Annotated in this window: 19 protein-coding genes and 1 other RNA gene; 17 read left to right on the top strand and 3 right to left on the bottom strand. The window is 70.0% G+C overall.

The genetic code is table 11. The features are described from left to right. Nucleotides 1–50 precede the first annotated feature (50 nt). From ACZ5PO_RS38470 to ACZ5PO_RS38460, 3 genes are all read right to left on the bottom strand, one after another. On the bottom strand, nucleotides 51–821 hold the full coding sequence (locus ACZ5PO_RS38470; protein ID WP_464188502.1) for an N-acetylmuramoyl-L-alanine amidase: 771 nt from the start codon (nucleotides 819–821) through the stop codon (nucleotides 51–53). A gap of 155 nt (nucleotides 822–976) precedes the next feature. Further along, a complete protein-coding gene (locus ACZ5PO_RS38465) occupies nucleotides 977–1702 on the bottom strand; it encodes a TerB family tellurite resistance protein (RefSeq protein ID WP_464188500.1) in 726 nt (241 codons plus the stop codon). A gap of 183 nt (nucleotides 1703–1885) precedes the next feature. Beyond that, nucleotides 1886–2146: a hypothetical protein gene (locus ACZ5PO_RS38460; RefSeq protein WP_464188498.1), complete on the bottom strand. Its 261-nt coding sequence runs from the start codon at nucleotides 2144–2146 to the stop codon at nucleotides 1886–1888. A gap of 307 nt (nucleotides 2147–2453) precedes the next feature. Here ACZ5PO_RS38460 and ACZ5PO_RS38455 point away from each other — a divergent pair, with 307 nt between their 5' ends. The 17 genes from ACZ5PO_RS38455 (at nucleotide 2454) to ftsA (ending at nucleotide 22314) form a co-directional block, all read left to right on the top strand. Beyond that, nucleotides 2454–3722, top strand: a complete 1269-nt coding sequence (locus ACZ5PO_RS38455) for a lytic transglycosylase domain-containing protein (RefSeq protein ID WP_464188496.1) — start codon at nucleotides 2454–2456, stop codon at nucleotides 3720–3722. Between the two features lie 85 nt (nucleotides 3723–3807). Next, an RNA gene (rnpB, locus tag ACZ5PO_RS38450) (RNase P RNA component class A) lies at nucleotides 3808–4188 on the top strand. Between the two features lie 477 nt (nucleotides 4189–4665). Continuing rightward, complete coding sequence (locus ACZ5PO_RS38445) at nucleotides 4666–5160, top strand: division/cell wall cluster transcriptional repressor MraZ (RefSeq protein ID WP_464188493.1); 495 nt, start codon at nucleotides 4666–4668, stop codon at nucleotides 5158–5160. After that, nucleotides 5157–6200, top strand: coding sequence for a 16S rRNA (cytosine(1402)-N(4))-methyltransferase RsmH (gene rsmH, locus ACZ5PO_RS38440; RefSeq protein WP_464188491.1), 1044 nt, complete (start codon nucleotides 5157–5159; stop codon nucleotides 6198–6200). Before ACZ5PO_RS38445 ends, rsmH begins: the two co-directional genes overlap by 4 nt. Further along, complete coding sequence (gene ftsL, locus ACZ5PO_RS38435) at nucleotides 6197–6598, top strand: cell division protein FtsL (protein ID WP_464188490.1); 402 nt, start codon at nucleotides 6197–6199, stop codon at nucleotides 6596–6598. The genes rsmH and ftsL overlap by 4 nt, the downstream gene beginning before the upstream one ends. Nucleotides 6599–6600: 2 nt before the next feature. After that, on the top strand, nucleotides 6601–8385 hold the full coding sequence (locus tag ACZ5PO_RS38430; protein WP_464188488.1) for a peptidoglycan D,D-transpeptidase FtsI family protein: 1785 nt from the start codon (nucleotides 6601–6603) through the stop codon (nucleotides 8383–8385). Nucleotides 8386–8653: 268 nt separating this feature from the next. Next, nucleotides 8654–10102 carry a UDP-N-acetylmuramoyl-L-alanyl-D-glutamate--2,6-diaminopimelate ligase gene (locus ACZ5PO_RS38425; RefSeq protein WP_464188486.1) on the top strand — a complete coding sequence of 483 codons (1449 nt, stop codon included), beginning with the start codon at nucleotides 8654–8656 and terminating at the stop codon, nucleotides 10100–10102. Then, on the top strand, nucleotides 10099–11547 hold the full coding sequence (locus ACZ5PO_RS38420; RefSeq protein WP_464188484.1) for a UDP-N-acetylmuramoylalanyl-D-glutamyl-2,6-diaminopimelate--D-alanyl-D-alanine ligase: 1449 nt from the start codon (nucleotides 10099–10101) through the stop codon (nucleotides 11545–11547). Before ACZ5PO_RS38425 ends, ACZ5PO_RS38420 begins: the two co-directional genes overlap by 4 nt. A gap of 20 nt (nucleotides 11548–11567) precedes the next feature. Beyond that, a complete protein-coding gene (gene mraY / locus ACZ5PO_RS38415; RefSeq protein WP_464188481.1) occupies nucleotides 11568–12671 on the top strand; it encodes a phospho-N-acetylmuramoyl-pentapeptide-transferase in 1104 nt (367 codons plus the stop codon). 26 nt (nucleotides 12672–12697) lie between these two features. Beyond that, the gene (gene murD, locus ACZ5PO_RS38410; RefSeq protein ID WP_464188479.1) at nucleotides 12698–14086 is read left to right on the top strand and encodes a UDP-N-acetylmuramoyl-L-alanine--D-glutamate ligase; all 1389 of its coding nucleotides are present in this window, start codon (nucleotides 12698–12700) and stop codon (nucleotides 14084–14086) included. Nucleotides 14087–14148: 62 nt separating this feature from the next. Then, the gene (gene ftsW / locus ACZ5PO_RS38405) at nucleotides 14149–15303 is read left to right on the top strand and encodes a putative lipid II flippase FtsW (protein ID WP_464188477.1); all 1155 of its coding nucleotides are present in this window, start codon (nucleotides 14149–14151) and stop codon (nucleotides 15301–15303) included. Nucleotides 15304–15306: 3 nt separating this feature from the next. Next, nucleotides 15307–16404 carry an undecaprenyldiphospho-muramoylpentapeptide beta-N-acetylglucosaminyltransferase gene (gene murG, locus ACZ5PO_RS38400; RefSeq protein WP_464188475.1) on the top strand — a complete coding sequence of 366 codons (1098 nt, stop codon included), beginning with the start codon at nucleotides 15307–15309 and terminating at the stop codon, nucleotides 16402–16404. Nucleotides 16405–16481: 77 nt separating this feature from the next. Next, nucleotides 16482–17909: a UDP-N-acetylmuramate--L-alanine ligase gene (gene murC / locus ACZ5PO_RS38395; protein WP_464188473.1), complete on the top strand. Its 1428-nt coding sequence runs from the start codon at nucleotides 16482–16484 to the stop codon at nucleotides 17907–17909. A 28-nt stretch (nucleotides 17910–17937) separates the two neighbouring features. Continuing rightward, nucleotides 17938–18855, top strand: a complete 918-nt coding sequence (gene murB, locus ACZ5PO_RS38390) for a UDP-N-acetylmuramate dehydrogenase (RefSeq protein WP_464188471.1) — start codon at nucleotides 17938–17940, stop codon at nucleotides 18853–18855. 248 nt (nucleotides 18856–19103) lie between these two features. Continuing rightward, on the top strand, nucleotides 19104–20027 hold the full coding sequence (locus ACZ5PO_RS38385) for a D-alanine--D-alanine ligase (protein ID WP_464197218.1): 924 nt from the start codon (nucleotides 19104–19106) through the stop codon (nucleotides 20025–20027). 8 nt (nucleotides 20028–20035) lie between these two features. Further along, nucleotides 20036–20977 (top strand): cell division protein FtsQ/DivIB, encoded by a 942-nt coding sequence (locus ACZ5PO_RS38380; RefSeq protein ID WP_464188469.1) that lies wholly within the window; start codon nucleotides 20036–20038, stop codon nucleotides 20975–20977. Further along, nucleotides 20974–22314 carry a cell division protein FtsA gene (gene ftsA / locus ACZ5PO_RS38375; RefSeq protein ID WP_464188467.1) on the top strand — a complete coding sequence of 447 codons (1341 nt, stop codon included), beginning with the start codon at nucleotides 20974–20976 and terminating at the stop codon, nucleotides 22312–22314. Before ACZ5PO_RS38380 ends, ftsA begins: the two co-directional genes overlap by 4 nt. Nucleotides 22315–22491 lie beyond the last annotated feature (177 nt).

Here is a 22491-nt window from a genome sequence, read left to right as displayed (position 1 = left end):
CCAGGCGAAGTTAAGTGAAATTGCCGTAACCCGGGCGCGGCGCGCCGACCCTACGCGAGCAGCGGGCCGGGCCGCGAGCCGATCAGGTCGTGCAGCGTGCTGATCGTCGACGCGTCGGCGATGCCGTCGACGCGCTCGGGGCGGAAATGGCGCTGGAAGGCCGTCACCACCGCCTCGGTCTGACGGTCGTAGACGCCGGTGATGTCGATCCCGTAGCCGTAGAGCGCCAGCATCGCCTGCAAGGCCTCGATCGGGGCGCCGCTCTCGCCGGGGCTGAAGAAGCGCCCGCTGCGGATAGGGGCGGGCGCGACCCAATGGCCGACGCCGGAGTCGGCCAGCCGCCGCCATGGGAACAGCTCGCCCGGATCGTCCTTGCGCTCGGGCGCGACGTCGGAATGGCCGAGCACCAGATCGGCGCGGATGCCGCGGCGCTGCACGATGTCCTGGCAGAGGTGGACCACCGCGGCGGTCTGCGCCTCGGGGAACGGCGGCAGCCCGCCGGCGTGACCGGGATTGGCGATCTCGATGCCGATCGAAGCGGAGTTGATGTCGGTTTCGCCGGCCCATCGCGACAGGCCCGCGTGCCAGGCGCGGCGGGCCTCAGGCACGAGCTGCAGCACGTGTCCGTTCTCGAACACGAAATAGTGAGAGGACACTTTCGACGCGGCGCTGCAGAGGCGCTGCAAGGCGTCCGCTGCCTGCGGCATGCCGGTGTAGTGGAGGATGAGCATGCGCGGCGCTTGCCCGCCCGCCCGCTCGCCGTGGTTGGGGGAGGGGAAGACCTTGGCCGCGGCGGGGCTGTCGGGGACCAGCTTCGTCATCGTCATGTCGGCGCCCACGCGCCGTCCTCCATCGTCAAGTCCGCCGCGCGCGTCAAGCTAGAGCATGATCCCAAAAAGTGGACACCGGCTTTTTGGAGAAGATCATGCTCAAGACAAAGTCGTAGAACCGGATGATTCGGAGAAATCATCCCGTTCTACGCCGCCCGCTCGCGGCGGATGCGTTCCCAGGCGGCGTTGATCGCCGCGGTTCGATCGGTGGCGATGGTCACGGCTTCGGCCGGCAGGCCGGCCGCGATCAGCCGGTCGGGATGGCTTTCGCTGACCAGGCGGCGATAGTGGGCGCGCAGCTCCGCGCCGCTCATGCCGCGGTCCGCGCCCAGGACGACATAGGGATCGACGATGTCGGGATCATCGTCGCGCGTCACGTGGCGGGCCTCGATGCGGCGGTAGTCCGCCTCGTCGAGCCCCAGGGCGAGCGTGACGTGCTCGAGGTAGGCGGTCTCCGCTTCGTGGATGGCGTGGTCCGCCTTGGCGATCTCGAACAGCCCGTCGACGACGCTCTCGAGCAGCGCCTGGTCGTGCCGGAAGCGGTCGCCGAGCTGGCGGGCATAGGCCTCGTAGCCGGCGGTGGTCTGGCGGGCGAGGTCGAACAGCCGCTCGACGCGCGGCAGTTCCGCGGCCGGCACGTCGATGATGCGGCGGAACGCCAGTATCTCGTTCTCGGTGACGACGCCGTCGGCTTTGGCCATCTTGGCGCACAGCGCCACCAGCCCGGTGGCGAAGACCACGTCTGCCGGGGCCTGGCCAAACAGCAGGCGATCGAACAGGGCATGACCGGCGGCGCCCCCCACCAGCGCACCAAGCGGGCCGCCGATGAGGGCGCCAAGTCCAGCGCCACCCAGTTTTCCCCATACGCTCATGATTCGGATCCGCTTACGCCCCCGCTCCTGATACGAAAAAGCGGCTGCAATACGCAAAAATCCCGCCGACTGGCGTCGGCGGGATCTCGCATGTCCCGATCACTTCGAGCGCAGGACGGTTCGTCCCGGGCGGTCGATCCCTGAGGAGACGTCAGCGCGGTCCGTCGGCCGCGCGCGACGGGCTCAGTAGCACTCCTGATAGCGCCGGCCGGCGTAATAGTAGTAGCGGCAGTTGGCGGGAGCAGTCGCAGCGCCCACCATGGCCCCGCCGACGGCGCCGATCGCCGCACCGGCCAGCGCACCGCCGCCGGTGCCCGTCGCCGCTCCGCCGATCGCTGCACCCGCCAGACCGCCAATGGCCGCACCACCGATGGCGCGATCCTGCGGCGTGTAGCAAGCCGAGACGGTCACCGCCACGAACCCGATGGCTAACCACTTTTTCATGCGTGAGCTCCCTGTCGCCGTTGCGAGACGTGTGCTGCGCGTTGCACGGGAAATAGGCGCGCGGCGCTGGCCAATTCCCTACCAGCAAAGCCGAAGAAGGCCAAGCTGCGGCAACAGGTGACCGCCCGCCGGCCGCTGCTACAGTAATAGTCCAGCAAAGACAGATGTATGGCAGCTCCGCCCGGATGCAGATCAGCCCTGCACCAGCTGTCAACTTTCTGGCGGTAGAATGGCGCCGGGCTCACACGATTGCCGTATTTGGCGTCAGGGTGTAGCTCTGGAGCCAACCTGGCGGGAGACGATCATCGTGGCAAGACCGACACCGATCACGGCGGCGTTACTTTATGCTGCCGCGTCGGTTCTCGTGCCGGGCCTCGCTTCGGCGCAGGAGTCGGCCAAGCCGGCGCTGCCATCGACGGTTTCTTCCACCAGCGGATCGCCCTGGCCGGATACCCTGAAGTCGGCCAGCCCTGCATCCGCGCACAAGCCTGCGTCCGCGCAAAAACCTGCGCCTGCGCACAAGACTGCGCCGGCGAGCGAGGCCGCGTCGGCCAAGCCGGCGAAGGCTGGTGCCGCGGCCGCCAAAACATCTGCCAAAACGCCTGCCAAGGCGGCGGACGAGACGGCGAGCGCGCCCCTGCCGCCCGTCCGTGAGCCGTCGGCCCAATCCGCCGAGGATAAGAAGCCGGCAAAGGCCGCCGACGCCAAGAAGAGCGGGCGTACCGCGGCGAGGCACACCAACGGCAAGGCGCGCGCCGAGCCGGAGCCGCCAGCCGACGGCAACGCCGCCGGCGCCGATGCGGACTCCGCCAGGGATCTTGCCAAATCGGCTGCCGAGCAGGCCAAAAGCGAGCAGGCCAAAAGCGAGCAGGCTAAGAGCGAGCCGGCGAAGGGCCGGATCGCGACGGCGCGCATGGCGCGTTGGGAGGCCAAGGCGCGGCGGCGGGCGCAACGGAAAGCCGCCGCCGAGGCCGCGGACATGCAGTCCGGAGGCGACCAGGCCGGCGCCGCGGCGCCGGTGGTGCAGGCGTCGGCCGCGCCGCAAGCGTCCTCCGGCGGTTTCGACATCGTCAAGTTCCTGTCGGGTCAACCGCAGCAGAGCCAGCCGATGGGCCAGGCGGCGCCCGCCGCCGCTGCGCCGGAGGAGTTGCCGGAGCAGGGCCGCCGCGGGCGCTGGCACAACCGCGATCGCGACCGGGCGGCGCGCGCCGCCGTCGCCGACCTGATCGCCAAGCACGCCCGCAGCTACGGCATCCCGGTCGGCCTCGCCGACGCCGTGGTTCGCGTCGAGAGCCGCTACAATCCCAACGCCCGCAACGGCCCCTACGTGGGACTCTGCCAGATCCACCCGGCGACCGCCCGCTCGGTCGGCTATACCGGCTCGGTGAGCGGCCTCTACGACGCCGACACCAACCTGCGCTACGGGCTCAAGTACCTCGCCATGGCCTATCAGCTGGCCGACGGCGATACCTGCCGGACCATTCTGAAATACCAGGCGGGACATCGGGCCATTAGCATGACCCGGGCCGCGGCTCAGTATTGCGCCCGCGTGCGCACGATGATGGCCTCGCACTGATGGCGATGGCCTGCTGCGGCAGGTCTTGGCCTCGGCTCCATCCACGCCCTTGACCGCGCGGCGTCGCTGGCTCACATCAGGCCTGCCAGTCGGCCGGACGGCCGCTGTCGCATGCGACAGAGGAAAGTCCGGGCTCCACGGAAACACGGTGCCGGATAACGTCCGGCGGGGGTGACCCCAGGGAAAGTGCCACAGAGAGCAGTCCGCCTCCGGTCCGCCGGAGGTCAGGGTGAAAGGGTGCGGTAAGAGCGCACCGCGTCGCCGGCAACGGGGACGGCACGGCAAACCCCACCGGGAGCAAAACCAAATAGGGGCGGCGCACGCGCAAGCGTAGGCTCGTTTCCTGCCTAGTCGCCCGGGTTGGTTGCTTGAGGCGGTCGGTAACGACCGTCCCAGAGGAATGGTCGTCACGTCCCGAACGGCGTTCGGGGCCCTACAGAACCCGGCTTACAGGCCGGCTGGCATCTTCCCCCTCATCGCCGGCGCCGCTGTCCACGCGGCCCCGCTGCGCCTGTCGCGCGGCGCCGCCCGGAGCCGCGCCGCTAGAGCATTTCGCCATTGGGTGGACCCATCCAATGGCGAAATACTCTAGCCGGCTGCCCGTGGCGGCGGCTGGACTGGACGTCGGCATGCGGCGATGCCGGTGCCGCACCTCAGAGAATCTCCACAAGCCATTGAATACATTTCGTTAACCTTAACGTGGCGTGATCATGCCTGCGGCGGGCAACCCACGCCGGAACCATCTGATTCCATTGACGCCCATATGGTCCCATGATATCCCAAATCATCCAGTCAACACCCGCCCCGGCGGGACGGACCGGGAGGGCCCTGAACCGGCCCGCCCGACGGCTGGACGTATCGCTCGGCGCGTGCGGTCCGGGCACACGCTTCGGCATTCCGATCGTCGGGATGCGGGGCATGGGAGCTGGATCGGTCGGGGGCGATGGACCGTTTTGTGTCCAACTTCACCAACCGGCTCGATTCCAAGGGCCGGGTCTCGATCCCGGCGCCGTTCCGGGCGGTGCTGGCGCGCGACGGGTTCGAGGGCCTCTACGTTCATCCGGGGCTGGATGCGCCGGCGCTGGATGCGGGCGGCAACGCTTTGCTGGGCGAGATCGACGCGCTGCTCGCGTCCCTCTCACCCTATTCGGAGGAACGGGACCATCTATCGACCGCCCTGCTGGGCACGAGCGAGGTCTTGAAGATCGATCCGGAAGGCCGGGTCATCTTGACCGACAGTTTGAAGGCCCACGCGGGCATCACGGATACGGTGACCTTGGTGGGGCATGGCCACAAGTTTCAGGTCTGGGAGCCGGAACGTTTCCGGCAGCACCTCGACGAGGCGCGCGCCCGGGTCCGGGACCTGAAGAAGACCCTCGGCGCGCGGCTCGCGGCGCGCCCGGGAAGCTCTCCACCCCCAGGGGTTCCGGGGACATGACGGGCCGCGGCGACGGTGAAGCCGGCGCCGCTGGCGGACCGGCCCGTCACGTCCCGGTGCTCCTGGGGGAGGTGCTCGCCGCCCTTGCGCTCGAGCGCGGCGGTCGCTTCCTGGACGGCACCTTCGGCGCCGGCGGCTACGCCTCGGCGATCCTCAAGGCCAACAGGGCCGTGCGGCTGCTGGCGCTCGATCGTGATCCCACGGCGGTCATGGCCGGCGAGAAGCTGGTGCGGTCGTCGCTCGGCCGCCTGACGCTGATCGAGGCCCGCTTCGGCGATCTCGACACGGTCGCGGCCGGCGAGGCTTTCCTCCCCCTCGACGGCGTCGTCCTCGACATCGGCGTGTCGTCCATGCAGCTCGACGAAGGCGAACGGGGTTTCTCGTTCCGTCTCGACGGCCCGCTCGACATGCGCATGGGCGCCGACGGCGACAGCGCCGCCGACATCGTCAACGAGGCGAGCGAGGCGCGGCTGGCCGACATCATCTACCACTACGGCGAGGAGCGGCGCGCCCGCGCCGTGGCGCACGCCTTGATCGAAGCGCGGCGCAAGGCGCCGATCCGCACCACGCGCGAGCTGGCGGACATCGTCTCGAGCATCGTGCGGGCCGAGCCGAACGGGCCGCACCCAGCGACCCGCACGTTCCAGGCCCTGCGCATCGCCGTCAACGACGAGCTCGGCGAGCTGGTGCGGGCGCTGCACGCCGCCGAGCGCGCCCTCGCCCCCGGCGGCCGCCTCGTCGTGGTCACCTTCCATTCCCTGGAAGACCGCATCGTCAAGCAGTTCCTCGCCAAGCGCGAAGGCAAAGGGGGCAGCTCGCGCCATCTGCCCGGGCTGGCGCCGGCGGCGCCGACGTTCGCCGCAGTGACGCGCGGGCCGGTGCTGCCGGGGGAGGCGGAGGTGCGGAGCAATCCGCGGGCCCGCTCCGCCAAGCTCAGAGCGGCCGAGCGCACCGCCGCGCCGGCGCGTGACGAGGACGGCTCGGTTGCCGCCCTTGCCGCGCTTCCCGCAGCTTCTTCCTCCCGAGGAGGGCGCGCTTGATCCGGCTCCTGCACATCATGGCCATCGGCGCGCTCATCGCGTCCGCCGTCTACGCCTATTCCATCAAGTACGACACGATCTACCTGTCCGAGCAGGTCGCCAAGCTGAAGCGGCGCGTGCAGAAGGAGAAGGAGACGATCGCGGTGCTGCAGGCCGAGTGGCAGCGGCTGAACCGGCCGGAGCGCCTGCAGGCGCTGGCCGAGCGCCATCTGGACCTGAAGCCGCTCGACATCGATCAGATCGTGCGCACGGCGGATCTGCCCCAGCGCCAGGCCAGGGTCGACACGATCGGGCGCAAGCTCGAGGACCTGGGGCTGGCCGCGCCCACCGCCACCCCCCAGGGCAGTGATCCGGGCGAGGCGCGGACGCCCGCGTCCGGCAAGACCCCGGCGAGGTAGCGATGCTCGACCCGACCCCCGTCGAACCCGCCGCGATCCGCACCGCAGAACAGGGCGCCACGCCGGCCGGCGGCGCGATCTGGCGAGGGCGTCTTTGGCACTACGTCAAGGACGTCTTTCGCATGCGCGCCGAGAAGAGCCGGGCGCGCATTCTGGTGCTCGTGCTCGCCTTCATCGTCGTGTTCGGCGCAGTGACCGCGCGTCTGGTCTCCTTCGCCATCGTGCCGCAGCATCCGTCCGAGCGGATCGGCGGCGGCGTCATCGCCGCGGCCCGCCCGGATATCGTCGACCGCAACGGCGAAGTGCTCGCCACCGACATCAAGACCTATTCGGCCTTCGCCGAGCCGCGCAACATCATCGACCCGGACGAGGCGACGGAACTGATCACCGCCGTGCTGCCGGACATCAACGCGCGGGATCTGCGCGAGAAGCTGTCCACCAAGCGCGGCTTCGTCTGGGTCAAGCGGGAGCTGACCCCCAGCCAGCGCAACGAGGTGCATCGCCTCGGCATCCCGGGCGTCGGCTTCCTGGCCGAGAACAAGCGCGTCTACCCGAATGGCCCAGCCGGCGCCCACGTTCTCGGCTTTGCCAACGTCGACAACGAGGGCATCGCCGGCATCGAGAAATACATCGACAGCCAAGGGCTCAAGGACCTGGCGGGCGCCGGCTTCGCCGCCAGCGCCGCCGACCTCAAGCCCGTGCAGCTGTCGCTCGACCTGCGGGCCGAGCACGCCGTGCGCGACGAGCTGGTCAAGGGCATGGCGCACTTCAAGGCGAAGGCCGGCGCCGCCCTGATCCTCGAGGTCAACACCGGCGAGGTGATCTCGCTGGTCTCCCTGCCGGACTTCGACCCCAACAACCCGGTCGATGCGCTGGAGAAGGACCGCATCAACCGCATGGCGGTCGGCGTCTACGAGATGGGCTCTACCTTCAAGGCGATCACCACCGCCATGGCGCTCGACAGCGGCAAGGTGTCGATCAACTCCAGCTTCGACACCCGCGGCGGGCTGCGCTACGGCAAGTTCACCATCAAGGACTACCACGGCACCAACCGCGTGCTCACGGTGCCGGAGATCTTCCTGCATTCCTCCAACATCGGTACGGCGCGCATGGCGCTCGCCGTCGGTGTCGATGGCCACAAGGCCTTCCTCAAGAAGATGGGCCAGCTCGACCGGCTGAGGACGGAACTGCCGGAGAATGCCGAGCCCATCGTGCCGTCCCGCTGGGGCGAGCTCAATACGATGACCATCGCCTTCGGGCATGGCCTCGCGGTCGCGCCGTTGCAGGCCGCGGCGGCCGTCGGCGCGCTGGTCAACGGCGGCAACTGGATCACGCCGACCTTCCTGAAGCGCAGCGACGAGGACGCCAGGAACGTCTATCGCCGCGTCATCAAGCCCGAGACCAGCGAGGCGTTGCGCTACATCATGCGGCTCAACGGCACCAAGGGCTCCGCCAGGAAGGCGTTGGTGCCAGGCTATTTCGTCGGCGGCAAGACCGGCACCGCCGAAAAGGTGATCGGCGGCCGCTACGCCCACAACCGGCTGTTCACCACCTTCATGGCCATCGCGCCGGCGGACAAGCCCAAGTACCTGTTCGTGACCGTGTACGACGAGCCGCAGGGCCTGCCGGAATCGGGCGGCTACGCGACCGCGGCCTGGAACGCCGGCGTGACGACCGGCAAGATCATCGAGCGCGTGGCGCCGCTGCTGGGCCTGCCGCCGCGCTTCGAGGCCCCGGCCATGCCCTTCCCGACCATGGTGCGCCTTGGCGCCTGGGGGGCGCGCTGAGGCCGCGACCATGGCCTTCGCACCCGGCGGCCTCGCGATTGTCGTGGTCTTGCGCTATCGATCGGCCTGAGCGGTCCGCCCGCAGCGCCGCGGCTCTCGAAGCTTGTCCCGGTCGGGCCTGCCGATCTGATCGGATAGGTATGTTCCGGCGGCGCGTTCGCAGAATGGCCATCGTTGCGCGGCAGAGGGCGGCGCGCCTCCTCGGCCGGCCGGTGGCATGGGCCGGTTTTGGGATGGCGCGGGATGCGTTGGGAGAAATGACCTCGAGATGAAGCTCGGCCAGCTGTTTCCGGGAAGCTTTCCGGCCGACGAGGCCTCGCGGCCGATCGCGGGCGTGGCGCTCGACTCGCGCAAGGTGCAGCCGGGCTACGCCTTCGTCGCCGTGCCGGGCAGCAAGCTCGACGGGCTGAGCTTCGCGCCGGACGCGCTGGCGCGGGGCGCCGTGGCCGTCGTCGCCGAGCGGGAGCGGCCGGGGGATCTGCCGCCGGAGGTCGCGTTCGGCCGTGTCGAGGACGTCCGCCGCGCGCTCGCCGTCGCCGCGTCGAAACTCAACCCCAGGCAGCCGCAGACGGTGGTGGCGGTGACCGGCACGGCCGGCAAGAGCTCGGTCGCCGACTTCGTGCGCCAGATCTTCACCGCGTGCGGGCGTCAGGCGGCCTCGCTCGGAACCATCGGCGTCATGGCGCCGTCCGGGGCCGTCTACGGGTCGCTGACCACGCCGGATCCGATCACGCTGCACGAGCTCCTGGCAAAGCTTGCCGGCGAGGGCGTCACCCACCTCGCCATGGAGGCATCGTCCCACGGCCTGGAGCAGCGCCGGCTGGATGGGGTGCGCCTGCGCGCCGCAGGTTTCACCAACCTGGGCCGCGACCACCTCGATTATCACCCCAACCTGGATGCCTATTTCGAGGCCAAGCTGCGGTTGTTCACGGAGGTGCTGCCGCTGGGCGGCGCCGCGGTCGTGAACGTCGATTCGGGCCACGGCCAGGAAGTCCTGGTGGCGGCCGCGACGCGCGGTCTCGACACGCTGAGCGTCGGCGAGGGCGGCGAGGACATCCAGATCACCGAGATCAAGCCGGACGGCTTCGCCCAGCGGCTGGGTGTCAAGGTGGAGGGAACCGCCTATAAGGTCCGCCTGCCGCTGGTCGGGCAGTTTCAGGCCGCTAATGCGCTGGTGGCGGCGGGCCTCTGCATCGCCGCCGGCGAGGAGGCCGACCAGGTGATCGCGGCGCTCGAGGGGCTGACCGGCGTGCCGGGCCGCATGGAGCGGGTCGCCGAGGTCAATGGCGCGCTGGTGATCGTCGATTACGCGCACAAGCCGGACGCGCTGCGCGAGGTGCTGGCGGCGCTGCGGCCCTACGCGTCGGGCCGGCTGGTCTGCATCGTCGGTGCCGGCGGAGACCGCGATCCCGGCAAGCGCCCGCTGATGGGGCAGGCGGCCGCGGAGGGCGCCGACGCGGTCATCGTCACCGACGACAACCCGCGCTCGGAGGACCCGGCGGCGATCCGCGCCGCCATCCTCGAAGGCGCGCCGTCGGCGCAGGAGATCGGCGATCGCGGCACCGCCATCCGTACCGCGGTGCATGGTTTGAACACCGGCGACATCCTGGTTGTCGCCGGCAAGGGGCATGAAACGGGGCAGATCGTCGGTTCCACCACCTTGCCGTTCTCGGACCACGAGGCGGTGCGGGCCGCTGTTTCGGAGATCACGACATGACGACGGAGACCACCGGCCCGCTGTGGACCGGGCTAGAACTGATGGTGGCGATGCATGCCCGGGCTCATGGCGGCCTGCCTGAAGCCGTGGCCGGCGTATCGATCGACACCCGCACCCTGATGCCCGGCGACGTGTTCTTCGCCATCGCGGGGGATGCGCGCGATGGCCACGACTTCGTCGAGGCGGCGCTCGCCAAGGGGGCCGCCGCGGCGGTGGTGGACGAGGCCCATGCGCCGGACATGGGCCAGCTCGGGCCGCTTCTCGTCGTCGACGACGTGCTGGCCGCCCTGGTCGCGGCGGGCCGCGCCAGCCGGGCACGCTCGCGGGCGCGGATCATCGCCGTCACCGGCTCGGTCGGCAAGACGAGCACCAAGGAGGCGCTGCGGCAGACGCTGATGGGCCAGGGGCGCACCCACGCCTCCGTCGCCTCCTACAACAACCACTGGGGCGTGCCGTTGACGCTCGCCCGCATGCCGCGGGAGACCGAGTTCGGCATCTTCGAGATCGGCATGAGCGCGCCCGGCGAGATCGCGCCGCTGGTGGCCATGGTGCAGCCCGACGTCGCCGTGGTGACGACGGTCGCACCGGTGCATCTGGCATTCTTCCCGTCGGTGGAGGCGATCGCGGACGCCAAGGGCGAGATCTTCTCAGGGCTGAAGCCCGGCGGCACGGCGATCATCAACCGCGACAGCCCGCACTTCGAGCGGCTGAAGCAGCACGCCCTGGCCTCGGCTGCCGGCCGTATCGTCTCCTTCGGAGAGCGTGACGACGCCGACGTGAAGCTGGTGCGCGCCATCACCAAGCCCGACATGTCCGTGGTCGAAGCGGACGTGATGGGCACGCTGGTGGCCTATCGCCTGGGCACGCCGGGCCGCCATCTGGTGCTCAACAGCCTGGCCGTGCTGGCGGCCATCCAGGCCATCGGCGGCGACCTGTGTCTCGCCGCTCTCCGCTTCGCCGATCTGGCGCCGCCGGAGGGACGTGGCGCACGCAGCGAGCTCGCCGTGCCGGGCGGCAGCTTCCTGCTGGTCGACGAAAGCTACAACGCCAATCCGGCCTCGATGCAGGCCGCGCTGCACGCCTTGGGACAGGCCGCGGTCTCCCTGCGCGGCCGCCGCATCGCCGTTCTCGCGGACATGCTCGAGCTCGGCGTGCACGCGGAGAAGCTGCACACGGAGCTTGTCCGGGATGTGGTGGACAACGATGTGCAACTCGTATTTGCAGCCGGGCCGCAGATGCTCAATCTGTGGCACGCTCTTCCCATCGAGCGCCGGGCCCATTATGCCGACGAGCCGGGTGGACTGGAGACGCACCTGATCAGCACGATTCGCGCCGGCGACGTCGTGATGGTCAAGGGGTCGAACGGGACGCGGATTTCCCGCCTGGTCGCAGCCCTGAAGGCTCGGTTTCCCAGCGTCCACGTCGACGAGGCCATCGGGGCCTGATCAGGAGGCTGTCGCCGCCCATGCTGTACTGGCTTGCCGACCTCTCGACGACGTTCAGCGCGCTCAACGTCTTCCGGTACATCACGTTCCGGACGGGCGGAGCGACGGCGACGGCGCTGTTCTTCGTCTTCATGTTCGGCCCGGGCATCATCTCGATGCTCCGGATCCGCCAGGGCAAGGGGCAACCCATCCGCGAGGACGGGCCGAAGTCGCACATCCTCACCAAGAAGGGCACGCCCACCATGGGCGGCCTGATGATCCTGTCGGGCATCATCGTTTCCACCCTGATCTGGGCGAATCTGACCAACCCCTACGTCTGGATCGTCATGCTGGTGACCATCGGCTTCGGCGCCATCGGCTTCTATGACGACTACCTCAAGGTCACCAAGCAGTCCCACGCCGGGTTCTCCGGACGGGCGCGGCTCGGCGTCGAGGCGATGATCGCCGCGGCCGCCTGCTTCGCCATCGTCACCGTCAGCCGCGGCGCCGCAGGCGCCAACGCGGTCATGGCGACGTCGCTCGCCGTGCCCTTCATCAAGGGCTTCCTCATCGACATGGGCTGGTTCTTCGTCGTCTTCGGCGCCTTCGTCGTCGTGGCGGCCGGCAACGCCGTGAACCTGACCGACGGTCTCGACGGCCTGGCCATCGTGCCGGTGATGATCGCCTCCGCCGCCTTCGGCGTGATCGTGTACCTGGCCGGCAACGCGGTGTTCGCCAATTACCTCCAGATCAACTTCGTGCCCGGATCGGGCGAGCTCGCGGTGATCTGCGGCGCCGTCATCGGCGCCGGCATCGGCTTTCTCTGGTTCAACGCGCCGCCGGCCCAGATCTTCATGGGCGATACCGGCTCGCTGGCGCTCGGCGGGCTGCTCGGCACCATGGCGGTGGCCGCCAAGCACGAGATCGTGCTCGCCATCATCGGCGGCCTGTTCGTGCTGGAGGCAGTGTCCGTCATCATCCAGGTCGCCTCCTTCAAGCTCACCGGCAAGCGCGTGTTCCGCATGGCGCCGATCCATCACCACTTCGAGCAGCTCGGCTGGACCGAGCCGCAGGTGGTCATCCGCTTCTGGATCGTCTCGGTGGTGCTGGCGCTGATCGGGCTGTCGACGCTGAAGCTGCGTTGAGCACCATGGGGACCGAGGGCGCCAGCATGATCCCCGTCTCGACCTTCGCCGGCCGGCGTGTCGCCCTCTTCGGCCTCGGCGGCTCCGGCCTTGCCACCGCCGAAGCGCTGGCTGCCGGCGGCGCCATGGTCACGGCCTTCGACGATGCCGCCGCCTCGTGCGAACGCGCCCGCGCCAAGGGCATCGTCGTCGCCGACCTGCGCGCGGCCGACTGGTCCGCGTTCACCGCGCTGGTGCTGTCGCCCGGGGTGCCGCTCACCCACCCGGCTCCGCACTGGACGGTGGAACGGGCCGCCGCCGCCGGCATTCCGGTGATCGGCGATATCGAGCTGTTCTGCCGGGAGCGGCGCACCCGGGCGCCGAAATCGCCGTTCGTGGCGATCACCGGCACCAACGGCAAATCCACCACGACCGCCCTCATCGCCCATCTGCTGCGCGAGGCAGGCCGCGACGTGGCGCTCGGCGGCAATATCGGTACCGCCATTCTGTCGCTCGAGCCGCCGGCGCCCGATCGCGTCCATGTCGTCGAATGCTCGTCCTACCAGATCGACCTGGCGCCGTCGCTGGATCCGTCCGTGGGCGTGCTGCTCAACGTCACGCCGGACCATCTCGACCGCCACGGCACCATGGAGCACTACGCCGCGATCAAGGCGCGCCTGGTCGAAGGCGCCGACCAGGCCGTCATCGCCGTCGAGGACGATTGGACGCGGGCCATCGCCGCGCGGCTTGCCGGCGAAGGCCGGGCGCCGATCACCGTCCGCTCCGACGGCAGCGATCCCGTCGGCTACGGCGCCGACGGGCCGCGGCTGCGGCGCGACGGCGAGACCTTCGCCGACCTGGCCGGCGTCGCCGCGCTGCGTGGCCGCCACAACGCGCAGAACGCGCTCGCCGCAGCGGCTGCCGTGGCCGCGCTCGGGGTCTCCCACGAGGTCATCGCCCGGGGGCTTGCCACCTTCCCGGGCCTCGCCCACCGCATGGAGCCCATCGGCACCTTCCGCAACGTCGCCTTCGTCAACGACTCCAAGGCGACCAACGCCGATTCGACCGACAAGGCGCTCTCGGCCTTCAAGGACGGAATCTTCTGGATCCTCGGCGGCAAGCAAAAAGAGGGCGGCATCGCCTCCCTTAACGGATTCTTTGCCAAGATCGACAAAGCCTATCTCATCGGCGACGCCACGGAGGCGTTCGCCGCGACGCTCGAGGGACGGGTCCCCTATATCCGCTGCGGCACCCTCGATCGGGCGGTCGCGGCGGCGGCGAACGATGCACTGGCCTCCAACGCGGCGGAAGCAGTCGTGCTGCTGTCGCCCGCCTGCGCGTCGTTCGACCAGTACCCGAACTTCGAGGCGCGCGGCGAGCATTTCCGCAAGCTGGTGGCCGCGTGGCTGGCGGAGCACGGCGCCGGCGCACGCTGATGCAGCCGGCCGTCGCGGCCGGTTTCCGCTCGTAGGGCGGGAACGAGCTTTGCGGAGATGAGATGGCCTCGCGCGCGGAACGCACCTTCGTCGGCCAGTGGTGGTGGACGGTCGACCGTACCCTGCTTGCCACCGTAGCGGCCGTCATGGTCGCCGGCCTCGTCCTGCTGATGGCGGGCGGCCCGCCCGTGGCCGAGCGGCTCGGGCTGTCGACCTTCCACTTCGTCAACCGCCAGGTCGTCTTCCTGATCCCGGCGGTCGCCGTCATGATCGGCGCTTCGTTCCTCAGCCCCCGGCACGTCAGGCGCCTGTCGCTGGTGCTCTACGTGCTGTTCATGGGCCTCATCGTCGCCACCCTGCACTTCGGCCCGGAGGTGAAGGGCGCGCATCGCTGGCTGGCGTTCGGCGGCATCTCGATCCAGCCGTCCGAGTTCATGAAGCCGGCCTTCGTCATCCTGGCCGCATGGGCGTTTTCGGAAGGGGCGCGGCGCAGCGACGTGCCCGGCACCTTGCTTGCCGTGCTGATCCTGCCGGCCACCATCGTGCCGCTGATCATGCAGCCGGACTTCGGCCAGACCATGCTGGTCACCATGGTCTGGGCCGGGTTGTTCTTCGTCGCCGGGCTGCACTGGTTCTGGGTGGTGGGCCTCGGCGGCGTCGGCGCCTTGGGCATCGGTATCGCCTACCAGTTCGTTCCGCACGTCCGCGCCCGTCTGGAGCGGTTCATGGACAAGTCGTCGGGCGACACCTTCCAGGTCGATACGGCCCTGGAATCCTTCGCCCAGGGCGGCTGGCTGGGGAAAGGCCCGGGCGAGGGCACGGTCAAGCGCATCCTGCCCGACGCCCACACCGACTTCATCTTCGCGGTCACGGCGGAGGAGTTCGGCATCATCGTCTGCATCGCGCTGGTGCTGCTGTTCGTGCTGATCGTCGTGCGCGGGCTGCTGCTCGCCCGCCGCAACGAGGAGCCGTTCTGCCGCTTCGCCGCGGTCGGACTGGTGATGCTGTTCGGCATCCAGGCGTGCATCAACATGGCGGTGAACGTGCACCTGATGCCGGCCAAGGGCATGACGCTGCCCTTCATCAGCTACGGCGGCTCCTCGCTGATCTCGCTCGCCCTCGGCATGGGATTCCTGATCTCGGTCACCCGCAAGCGGCCGCGCGCCGAGATCCTCGACCGCATCAACCCGGCGCGCCGCGCCCGTACAGGACTTTAGCACATGCAGAGCGGCGGCATCGTCGTGCTGGCGGCCGGCGGCACCGGCGGCCACCTGTTTCCGGCCCAGGCCCTGGCCGAGGCGCTGGCGGCGCGCGGCATCCGCGTCGCGCTGGCGACCGATACGCGCGTCTCCGGCCACGTCGCCGCCTTTCCCGCCGAGGCGATCTACGAGATCCCGTCGGCGACGCCGTCACGCCAGTCGCTGCCGGTGATGGCCAAGGCGGCGCTGACGCTCGGCCGCGGCATCTGGACGGCACGCGGCCTGATGCGGCGGATCCGCCCGGCGCTGGTCGTCGGCTTCGGCGGCTATCCGAGCGTGCCGCCGCTGCTGGCCGCCACCATGGTCGGCGCCCCCACCATCATCCATGAGCAGAACGCGGTGCTCGGCCGCGCCAACCGCTTCCTGGCCGGCCGCGTGACGGCGATCGCCACCGGCTTCGCCGACGTCGGCGGTCTGACCGGCGCGCTCGCGGCCAAGGCGCGCCACGTGGGCAATCCGGTGCGGCCGCCGGTGATCACCGCGGCCGCCCAGCCGTTCCCGCCGCTCGGCAACGGCGCGCCCCTGCGGCTCGTCGTCTTCGGCGGCAGCCAGGGCGCCCGCATCATGAGCGAGATCGTGCCGCCGGCCGTAGCGCTGCTGTCGGCCGAGCAGCGCGGCCGCCTGGCGGTGACGCAGCAGGCCCGTCCGGAGGATCTGGAGCAGGTGCGCGCCACCTACCATGATCTCGGGGTTGCGGCCGAGGTGGAGGCCTTCTTCACCGACCTGCCGGCCCGCATCGCCGCCGGCCATCTGGTGGTGGCGCGCTCCGGCGCCTCGACCGTGGCGGAGCTCGGCGTCATCGGCCGGCCGTCGATCCTCGTGCCGCTTCCCGGCTCGCTCGATCAGGATCAGGCCGCCAACGCCGCGACGCTCGCCGCCATCGGCGCGGCGACCGTCATCCGGCAGTCCGAGTTCACGCCTGAGCGCCTGGCCGCCGATCTCGCCGCACGGCTGGCCGACCCCTCAGGCTTGACCCGCGCAGCCGAAGCAGCCAAGAGCGCGGGGATCCCAGATGCCGCCGAACGTCTCGCCGCCCTTGTCGTCGATATCGCCCGGTAGAGCATGACCCCCGAGACGTGGGCGTCCGCGATCGACCATCGACCGATGGCGGCGCGCCTGAGCCGGAGAGCCACTTCATGAAATTGCCGCGCGAGCTCGGTCCCATCCATTTCATCGGCATCGGCGGTATCGGCATGTCCGGCATCGCCGAGGTGCTGCACAATCAGGGCTACAAGGTCCAGGGGTCCGACGCGACCGACAACGCCAACGTCAGGCGGCTGGCGGAGAAGGGCATGCGCACCTTCGTCGGCCATCGGGTGGAGAACCTGGGCGAGGCCGAGGTGATCGTCGTCTCCACTGCGATCCGGAAGGACAATCCCGAGCTCATCGCCGCACGCGAGAAGCGCATCCCGGTCGTCCGGCGCGCCGAGATGCTGGCCGAGCTCATGCGGCTCAAGACGTGCGTGGCGATCGCCGGCACGCACGGCAAGACCACGACCACGTCGCTGGTGGCCACGCTGCTCGACGCCGGCGGCTTCGATCCCACCGTCATCAACGGCGGCATCATCAACGCGTACGGCACCAACGCCCGCCTTGGCGCCGGCGACTGGATGGTGGTCGAGGCCGACGAATCCGACGGCACCTTCCTCAAGCTGCCGGCCGATGTCGCCATCATCACCAACATCGATCCCGAGCACCTCGATCATTTCAAGACCTATGACGCGGTCAAGGACGCGTTCCGCTCGTTCGTCGAGAACCTGCCGTTCTACGGCTTCGCCGTGATGTGCATCGATCATCCGGCGGTGCAGGATCTGGTCGGTCATACGCTCGACCGGCGCGTCATCACCTATGGCGAGAACCCGCAAGCGGACGTGCGGCTGACCGATGTCGATCTCGTCGGCGGCCGCAGCCGCTTCACCCTGCTGCTGCGCGACCGCAAGCACGGCACCGAGACGGCGATCGAGGACGTCGTCATGCCGATGCCCGGCCTGCACAACGCCCTCAACGCCACGGCGGCGACCGCCGTGGCCCATCAGCTCGGCGTCACGCCCGACGCAATTCGCCGGGCGCTCGCCGGCTTCAGCGGCGTGAAGCGCCGGTTCACCCGCACCGGCGAATGGAACGGCGTCGCCGTGTTCGACGATTACGGGCACCACCCGGTGGAGATCGCGGCCGTGCTCAAGGCCGCCCGCGCCTCGACCGACGGGCAGGTGATCGCCGTGGTGCAGCCACACCGCTACACGCGGCTATCGGCGCTGTTCAACGATTTCTGCACCTGCTTCAACGATGCCGACGTGGTCATCGTCGCGCCGGTCTACGCGGCCGGCGAACAGCCGATCGAGGGCGCCGATCGCGATTCCCTCGTCGCCGGCCTCAAGGCCCGCGGCCACCGGCACGTGATCCCGCTCGATGGGCCCGAGCAACTGGCCACCATCGTCGGCGGCCTCGCCGGGCCCGGCGACTACGTCGTCTGCCTGGGGGCCGGGACCATCACGCAATGGGCTCAGGCGTTGCCAGAGGAACTGGCGGCGCTGCCGGGCCGGCGCGCGGCGGCCGAGAGGTAGACCGGATGCGGTCGGGCAGGAGCGAACCATGACGCCGGCGGCCATCGCGGCCGAGGCCTCGGCCGTTGCCGGCCTGCGCGGCACCCTGGAGCCGTCGGCGCCGTTGGCGCCGTTGTCCTGGTTCCGCACCGGCGGTCCGGCCGACCTCCTGTTCGCGCCGGCCGATGCCGACGACCTGGCGTTGTTCCTGGCCCACCTGCCGGCCTCCGTGCCGGTGCTGGTGATCGGGCTCGGCTCCAATCTCCTGGTGCGCGACGGCGGCGTCGAGGGGGTGGTGATCAGGCTCGGACGCGCGTTCGCCGAGGTGGAGGTGCTGGCCGACAGCCGCATCCGCGCCGGTGCGGCCGCGCCCGATGTCAAGGTGGCGTCCGCCGCCGCCAAGGCCGGCATCGCCGGCCTCGCCTTCATGCGGGGCATTCCCGGCGCCATCGGCGGTGCGCTGCGCATGAACGGCGGGGCTTACGGCGGCGAGACCAAGGACGTGCTGGTGCGGGCCGAGGGTGTCACCCGGGCCGGCGCCAAGGTCAGCTTCGGCAACGCCGAGATGGGCTTCACCTACCGCCATAGCGCCGTCGATCCCGGCACGATCTTTACGTCCGCCTTGTTCGAGGGCCGGCCCGGCGATTCGGCCGAGATCGCCGCCGAGATGGGGCGAATCACCGAGGCACGCGCCACGACGCAGCCGGTCAACACCCGCACCGGCGGCTCGACCTTCAAGAACCCGCCCGGCGCCAAAGCCTGGGAGCTGATCGACCGCGCCGGCTGCCGCGGCCTCAGCCGCGGCGCCGCCCAGGTCTCGGAACTGCACTGCAATTTCCTGATCAACCACGGCGGCGCCACCGCCGCCGACATCGAGGGCCTGGGCGAGGAGGTGCGCCGACGCGTCCGCGACACCAGCGGCATCGAGCTCGAATGGGAGATCAAGCGGGTGGGCCGCGCGGGCTGACGGTCGCCGCGGTCGCGTGCTTGAGCGCTTCGCGATTGGGCGGACTCACCCAATCGCAGAGAAGCGCTCCAGATTCAAAAAGTTAGGAGCATTTCACCATTGGATGATCTGATCCAATGGTGAAATGCTCTGGCCTTGCCGGCGCTGCGTGGCCTGCGGCGAATCAGCGGGCGTAGCGCGAATCAGATGTCCGGCGGCGGCAGCTCAGGCGCGAGCGCCGGCGGCGGGGCATGCGGAAGGGCAAGGACATGACGAAGCACGTGGCGGTCTTGATGGGCGGGTGGTCGGCCGAGCGGGAGGTGTCGCTGCGGACCGGCGCCGCCTGCGGCCGGGCGCTGGAGGGGGAGGGCTACCGCGTCACCCTGATCGACGTCGACCGCGATATCGGCGCGACGCTGGCCGCACTTCGGCCCGACGTCGCCTTCAACGCCCTGCACGGCCGGGTCGGTGAGGACGGCACCGTGCAGGGGATCCTGGAGATTCTGCGGATTCCGTACACCCATTCGGGCGTGCTGGCCTCGGCGCTGGCCATGCAAAAGGACAGGGCCAAGATCGTCATGGAGGCGGCCGGCGTGCCGGTGGCGCGGGGGCTCACCACCACCCGCCAGCAGGCGGCGGCAGCCCATGTGATGGCGCCGCCCTACGTTGTGAAGCCCGTCAACGAAGGCTCGTCGGTCGGGGTCATCATCGTCAAGGAAGGGCGCTCGCACCCGCCCCAGGAGCTGTCGCGTCCGGACTGGCCGCACGGCGACACGGTGATGGTGGAGGCCTACATCCCCGGCCGCGAGCTCACCTGCGCTGTCATGGGCGACCGCGCCCTCGACATCATCGACATCCAGCCCGCCACCGGCGCCTTCTACGACTACGACGCGAAGTATGCCAAAGGCGGCTCGATCCACGTCCTCCCGGCAGAAATTAAACCAAATATTTACCGTCGCGTTCAACAGTTGGCGCTCACGGCGCACCAAGCTCTCGGCTGCCGTGGCGTAAGTCGCGCCGACTTCCGATGGGACGACCGCCCGGATGGCACCGGCGCGCTCGTCTGCCTGGAAGTCAACACGCAGCCCGGCATGACCGAGACCTCCTTGGTGCCCGAGATAGCGGCTTACGCTGGGTTCTCGTTCGGTGAGTTGGTGCGATGGATGGTGGAGGACGCCTCCTGCGATCGGTAAGCGTTGCGTTGGCCGGCCCCCAGCTGGCGGACGCCGTGCAGGGGCATGGCCGCGCCAACGTCACCGTGTCGCTGGCGGCCCGTCACCGCGCGCGCCGGGGCGTCCTCGGCTGGCGCAGCTCGGTCAGCACGCCCATCGAGCAGCGGGTTCCCCGTGGCCTGGGGCACGGGCTGGCGCTGGGCTTCTTCATCGCCGTGGCGGCAACAGGGTTCGCCATGGGCGGCCATGCCGACGCCTTCCGGGCTGAGTACGGCGAGCCGCAGCACGCCTTCGCCCGCCTCATCGGGCTCGGCATCTCGCGCGTCGACATCAAGGGGATCGCCGAGCTCAACCAGGCGGAGATCCTCGAGGGCGCCGGCATCACCTACAAGACCTCGCTCGCCTTCCTCGACGCCGCCGACGTGCGCCAGAAGCTCGAGGCCATGCCGCTGGTCAAAGAGGCCTCGGTGCGCAAGCTCTATCCCAGCGAGCTGGCGATCACCGTGAAGGAGCGCCAGCCGGCGGCGCTGTGGCAGAAGAACGGCGAGCTGTTCGTCGTCGCCGCGGACGGCACCGTCATCGACCACGTCGTCGACATGCGCTTTGCCCGGCTGCCGTTCGTGGTGGGCGACGGCGCCAATGCGCGCTCCGCCGAATACATCGCCCTGCTCGAGCGGGCGGGCGCCCTGCGCGGCCGCATCCGGGCCGGCACCCTCGAGGCCGGCCGGCGCTGGACGCTGAAGCTCGACAACGGCCTCGACGTCAAGCTGCCCGAGCGCGGCGCCGGCGAGGCGCTGGCCCGCTTCGCCGCCCTGGAGCGCGACAGCCGGCTGTCCGACCGGGACATCCTGTCGGTCGACATGCGCCAGCCCGACCGAATCGTCGTGCGCCAGACGGTCGAGGCGGCGGCGGCCCGCGCCGAGGCATTGAAGAAGAAGGCCAAGCCGGCGAAAGGGGCGGACGTCATATGAGCCTTCTCCACCACAGTCTCACGCCGCGCCTGAAGCCGCTGTCGGCCCGGCGCAGCGCGACGCTCTCCGTGCTCGATGTCGGCACCTCGAAGGTCGTCTGCATCATCGCCCAGCTGAAGCCCGCGGCGGAGACCGAAACGCTGCCGGGCCGCACCCATCTCGCCCGCGTGATCGGCATCGGCCACACGCGCTCGACCGGCTTGAAGGGTGGCGCGATCGTCGATCTCGAGGCGGCCGAGCAGGCCATCCGGCAAGCGGTCGATGCTGCCGAACGCATGGCCAAGGTCGAGGTGCAGTCGGTCATCGTCAACCTCACCGGCGGCCGGCTCGGCTCGCAGAGCTACGCGGCGAGCGTCGCCGTCCGCAGCGGCTCCGTGGGCAACGGCGACGTCGAGCGCGTGCTGGCGGTGGCGAGCGAGCACAGCCTGCGCCCCGGCCGAGCCGTGCTGCATGCGTTGCCCACGGGCTTCTCCCTCGACGGTCAGAAGGGCGTGGTCGATCCGGAAGGCCTCATGGGCGACACGCTCGGCGTCGACATGCACGTGGTGACGGCGGAAGCGGCAGCGGCCAAGAACCTGATGCTCGCCGTCGAGCGCTGCCACCTGGACGTCGAGGCGATCGTCGCCACGCCTTATGCGGCGGGCCTGTCCGCCCTGGTGGATGACGAGGCCGACATGGGCGTCGTCCTCATCGACCTCGGCGGCTCGACCACGTCCGTCGGGGTCTTCCTCGGCGGCCACATCGTGCACGTGGACGCGCTGGCGGTGGGCGGCCACCACGTGACCATGGACATCGCCCGCGGGCTGTCGACGCGCATCGCCGCGGCGGAGCGGCTGAAGACCCTCTATGGCTCGACGATCATGACGGCTTCCGACGAGCGCGAGCTGATCTCGGTGCCGCTCGTCGACGAAGAGGAGCGCGACATCCCCAATCACGTGCCCAAGTCGCACCTGGTCCGAATCATCCAGCCGCGCGTCGAGGAAATTCTCGAGCTCGTGCGCGACCGGCTGCGCAACGCCGGCTTCGGCGCCGAGGCCGGCCGGCGCGTGGTGCTCACCGGCGGCGCCAGCCAGCTCACCGGCCTGCCCGAGGTGGCCCGGCGCATCCTCTCGGACCACAAGGGCGGCGCGCTGGTCCGCAGCGGCCGGCCGCTGGGCATCAAGGGCTTGCCGGAAGCCGCCAAGGGGCCGGCCTTCTCGGCTGCCGTGGGCATGCTGGTCTACCCGCAGGTGGCGCACATCGAGCATTTCGAGCCGCGCGCCGGCGGCAGCTATCTCGGCACCGGCACCGACGGCTACCTCGCCCGCGTCGGGCGCTGGATCAAAGAGAGTTTCTAGCGGGGCAGGTGTCGCCGGCGCCCGCCGGCGACACGCTCCGCGAGAAAGATACGCGCCCGTAACGGCTTGTGAACCGCAACAGTGGTTATCATGCTGCGTCGGACGCTGATTCGGATCGGATTCTTCGGTGCGGCGGCCGAAGGACCTCAACGACTCAAGGGGGCGCGCAGCCGGCGC

The organism is Chelatococcus sp. KU-N122, assembly GCF_055391085.1.
Note: the sequence above shows the minus strand (reverse complement) of the source record. Positions and strands in the feature narration are given on the sequence as shown.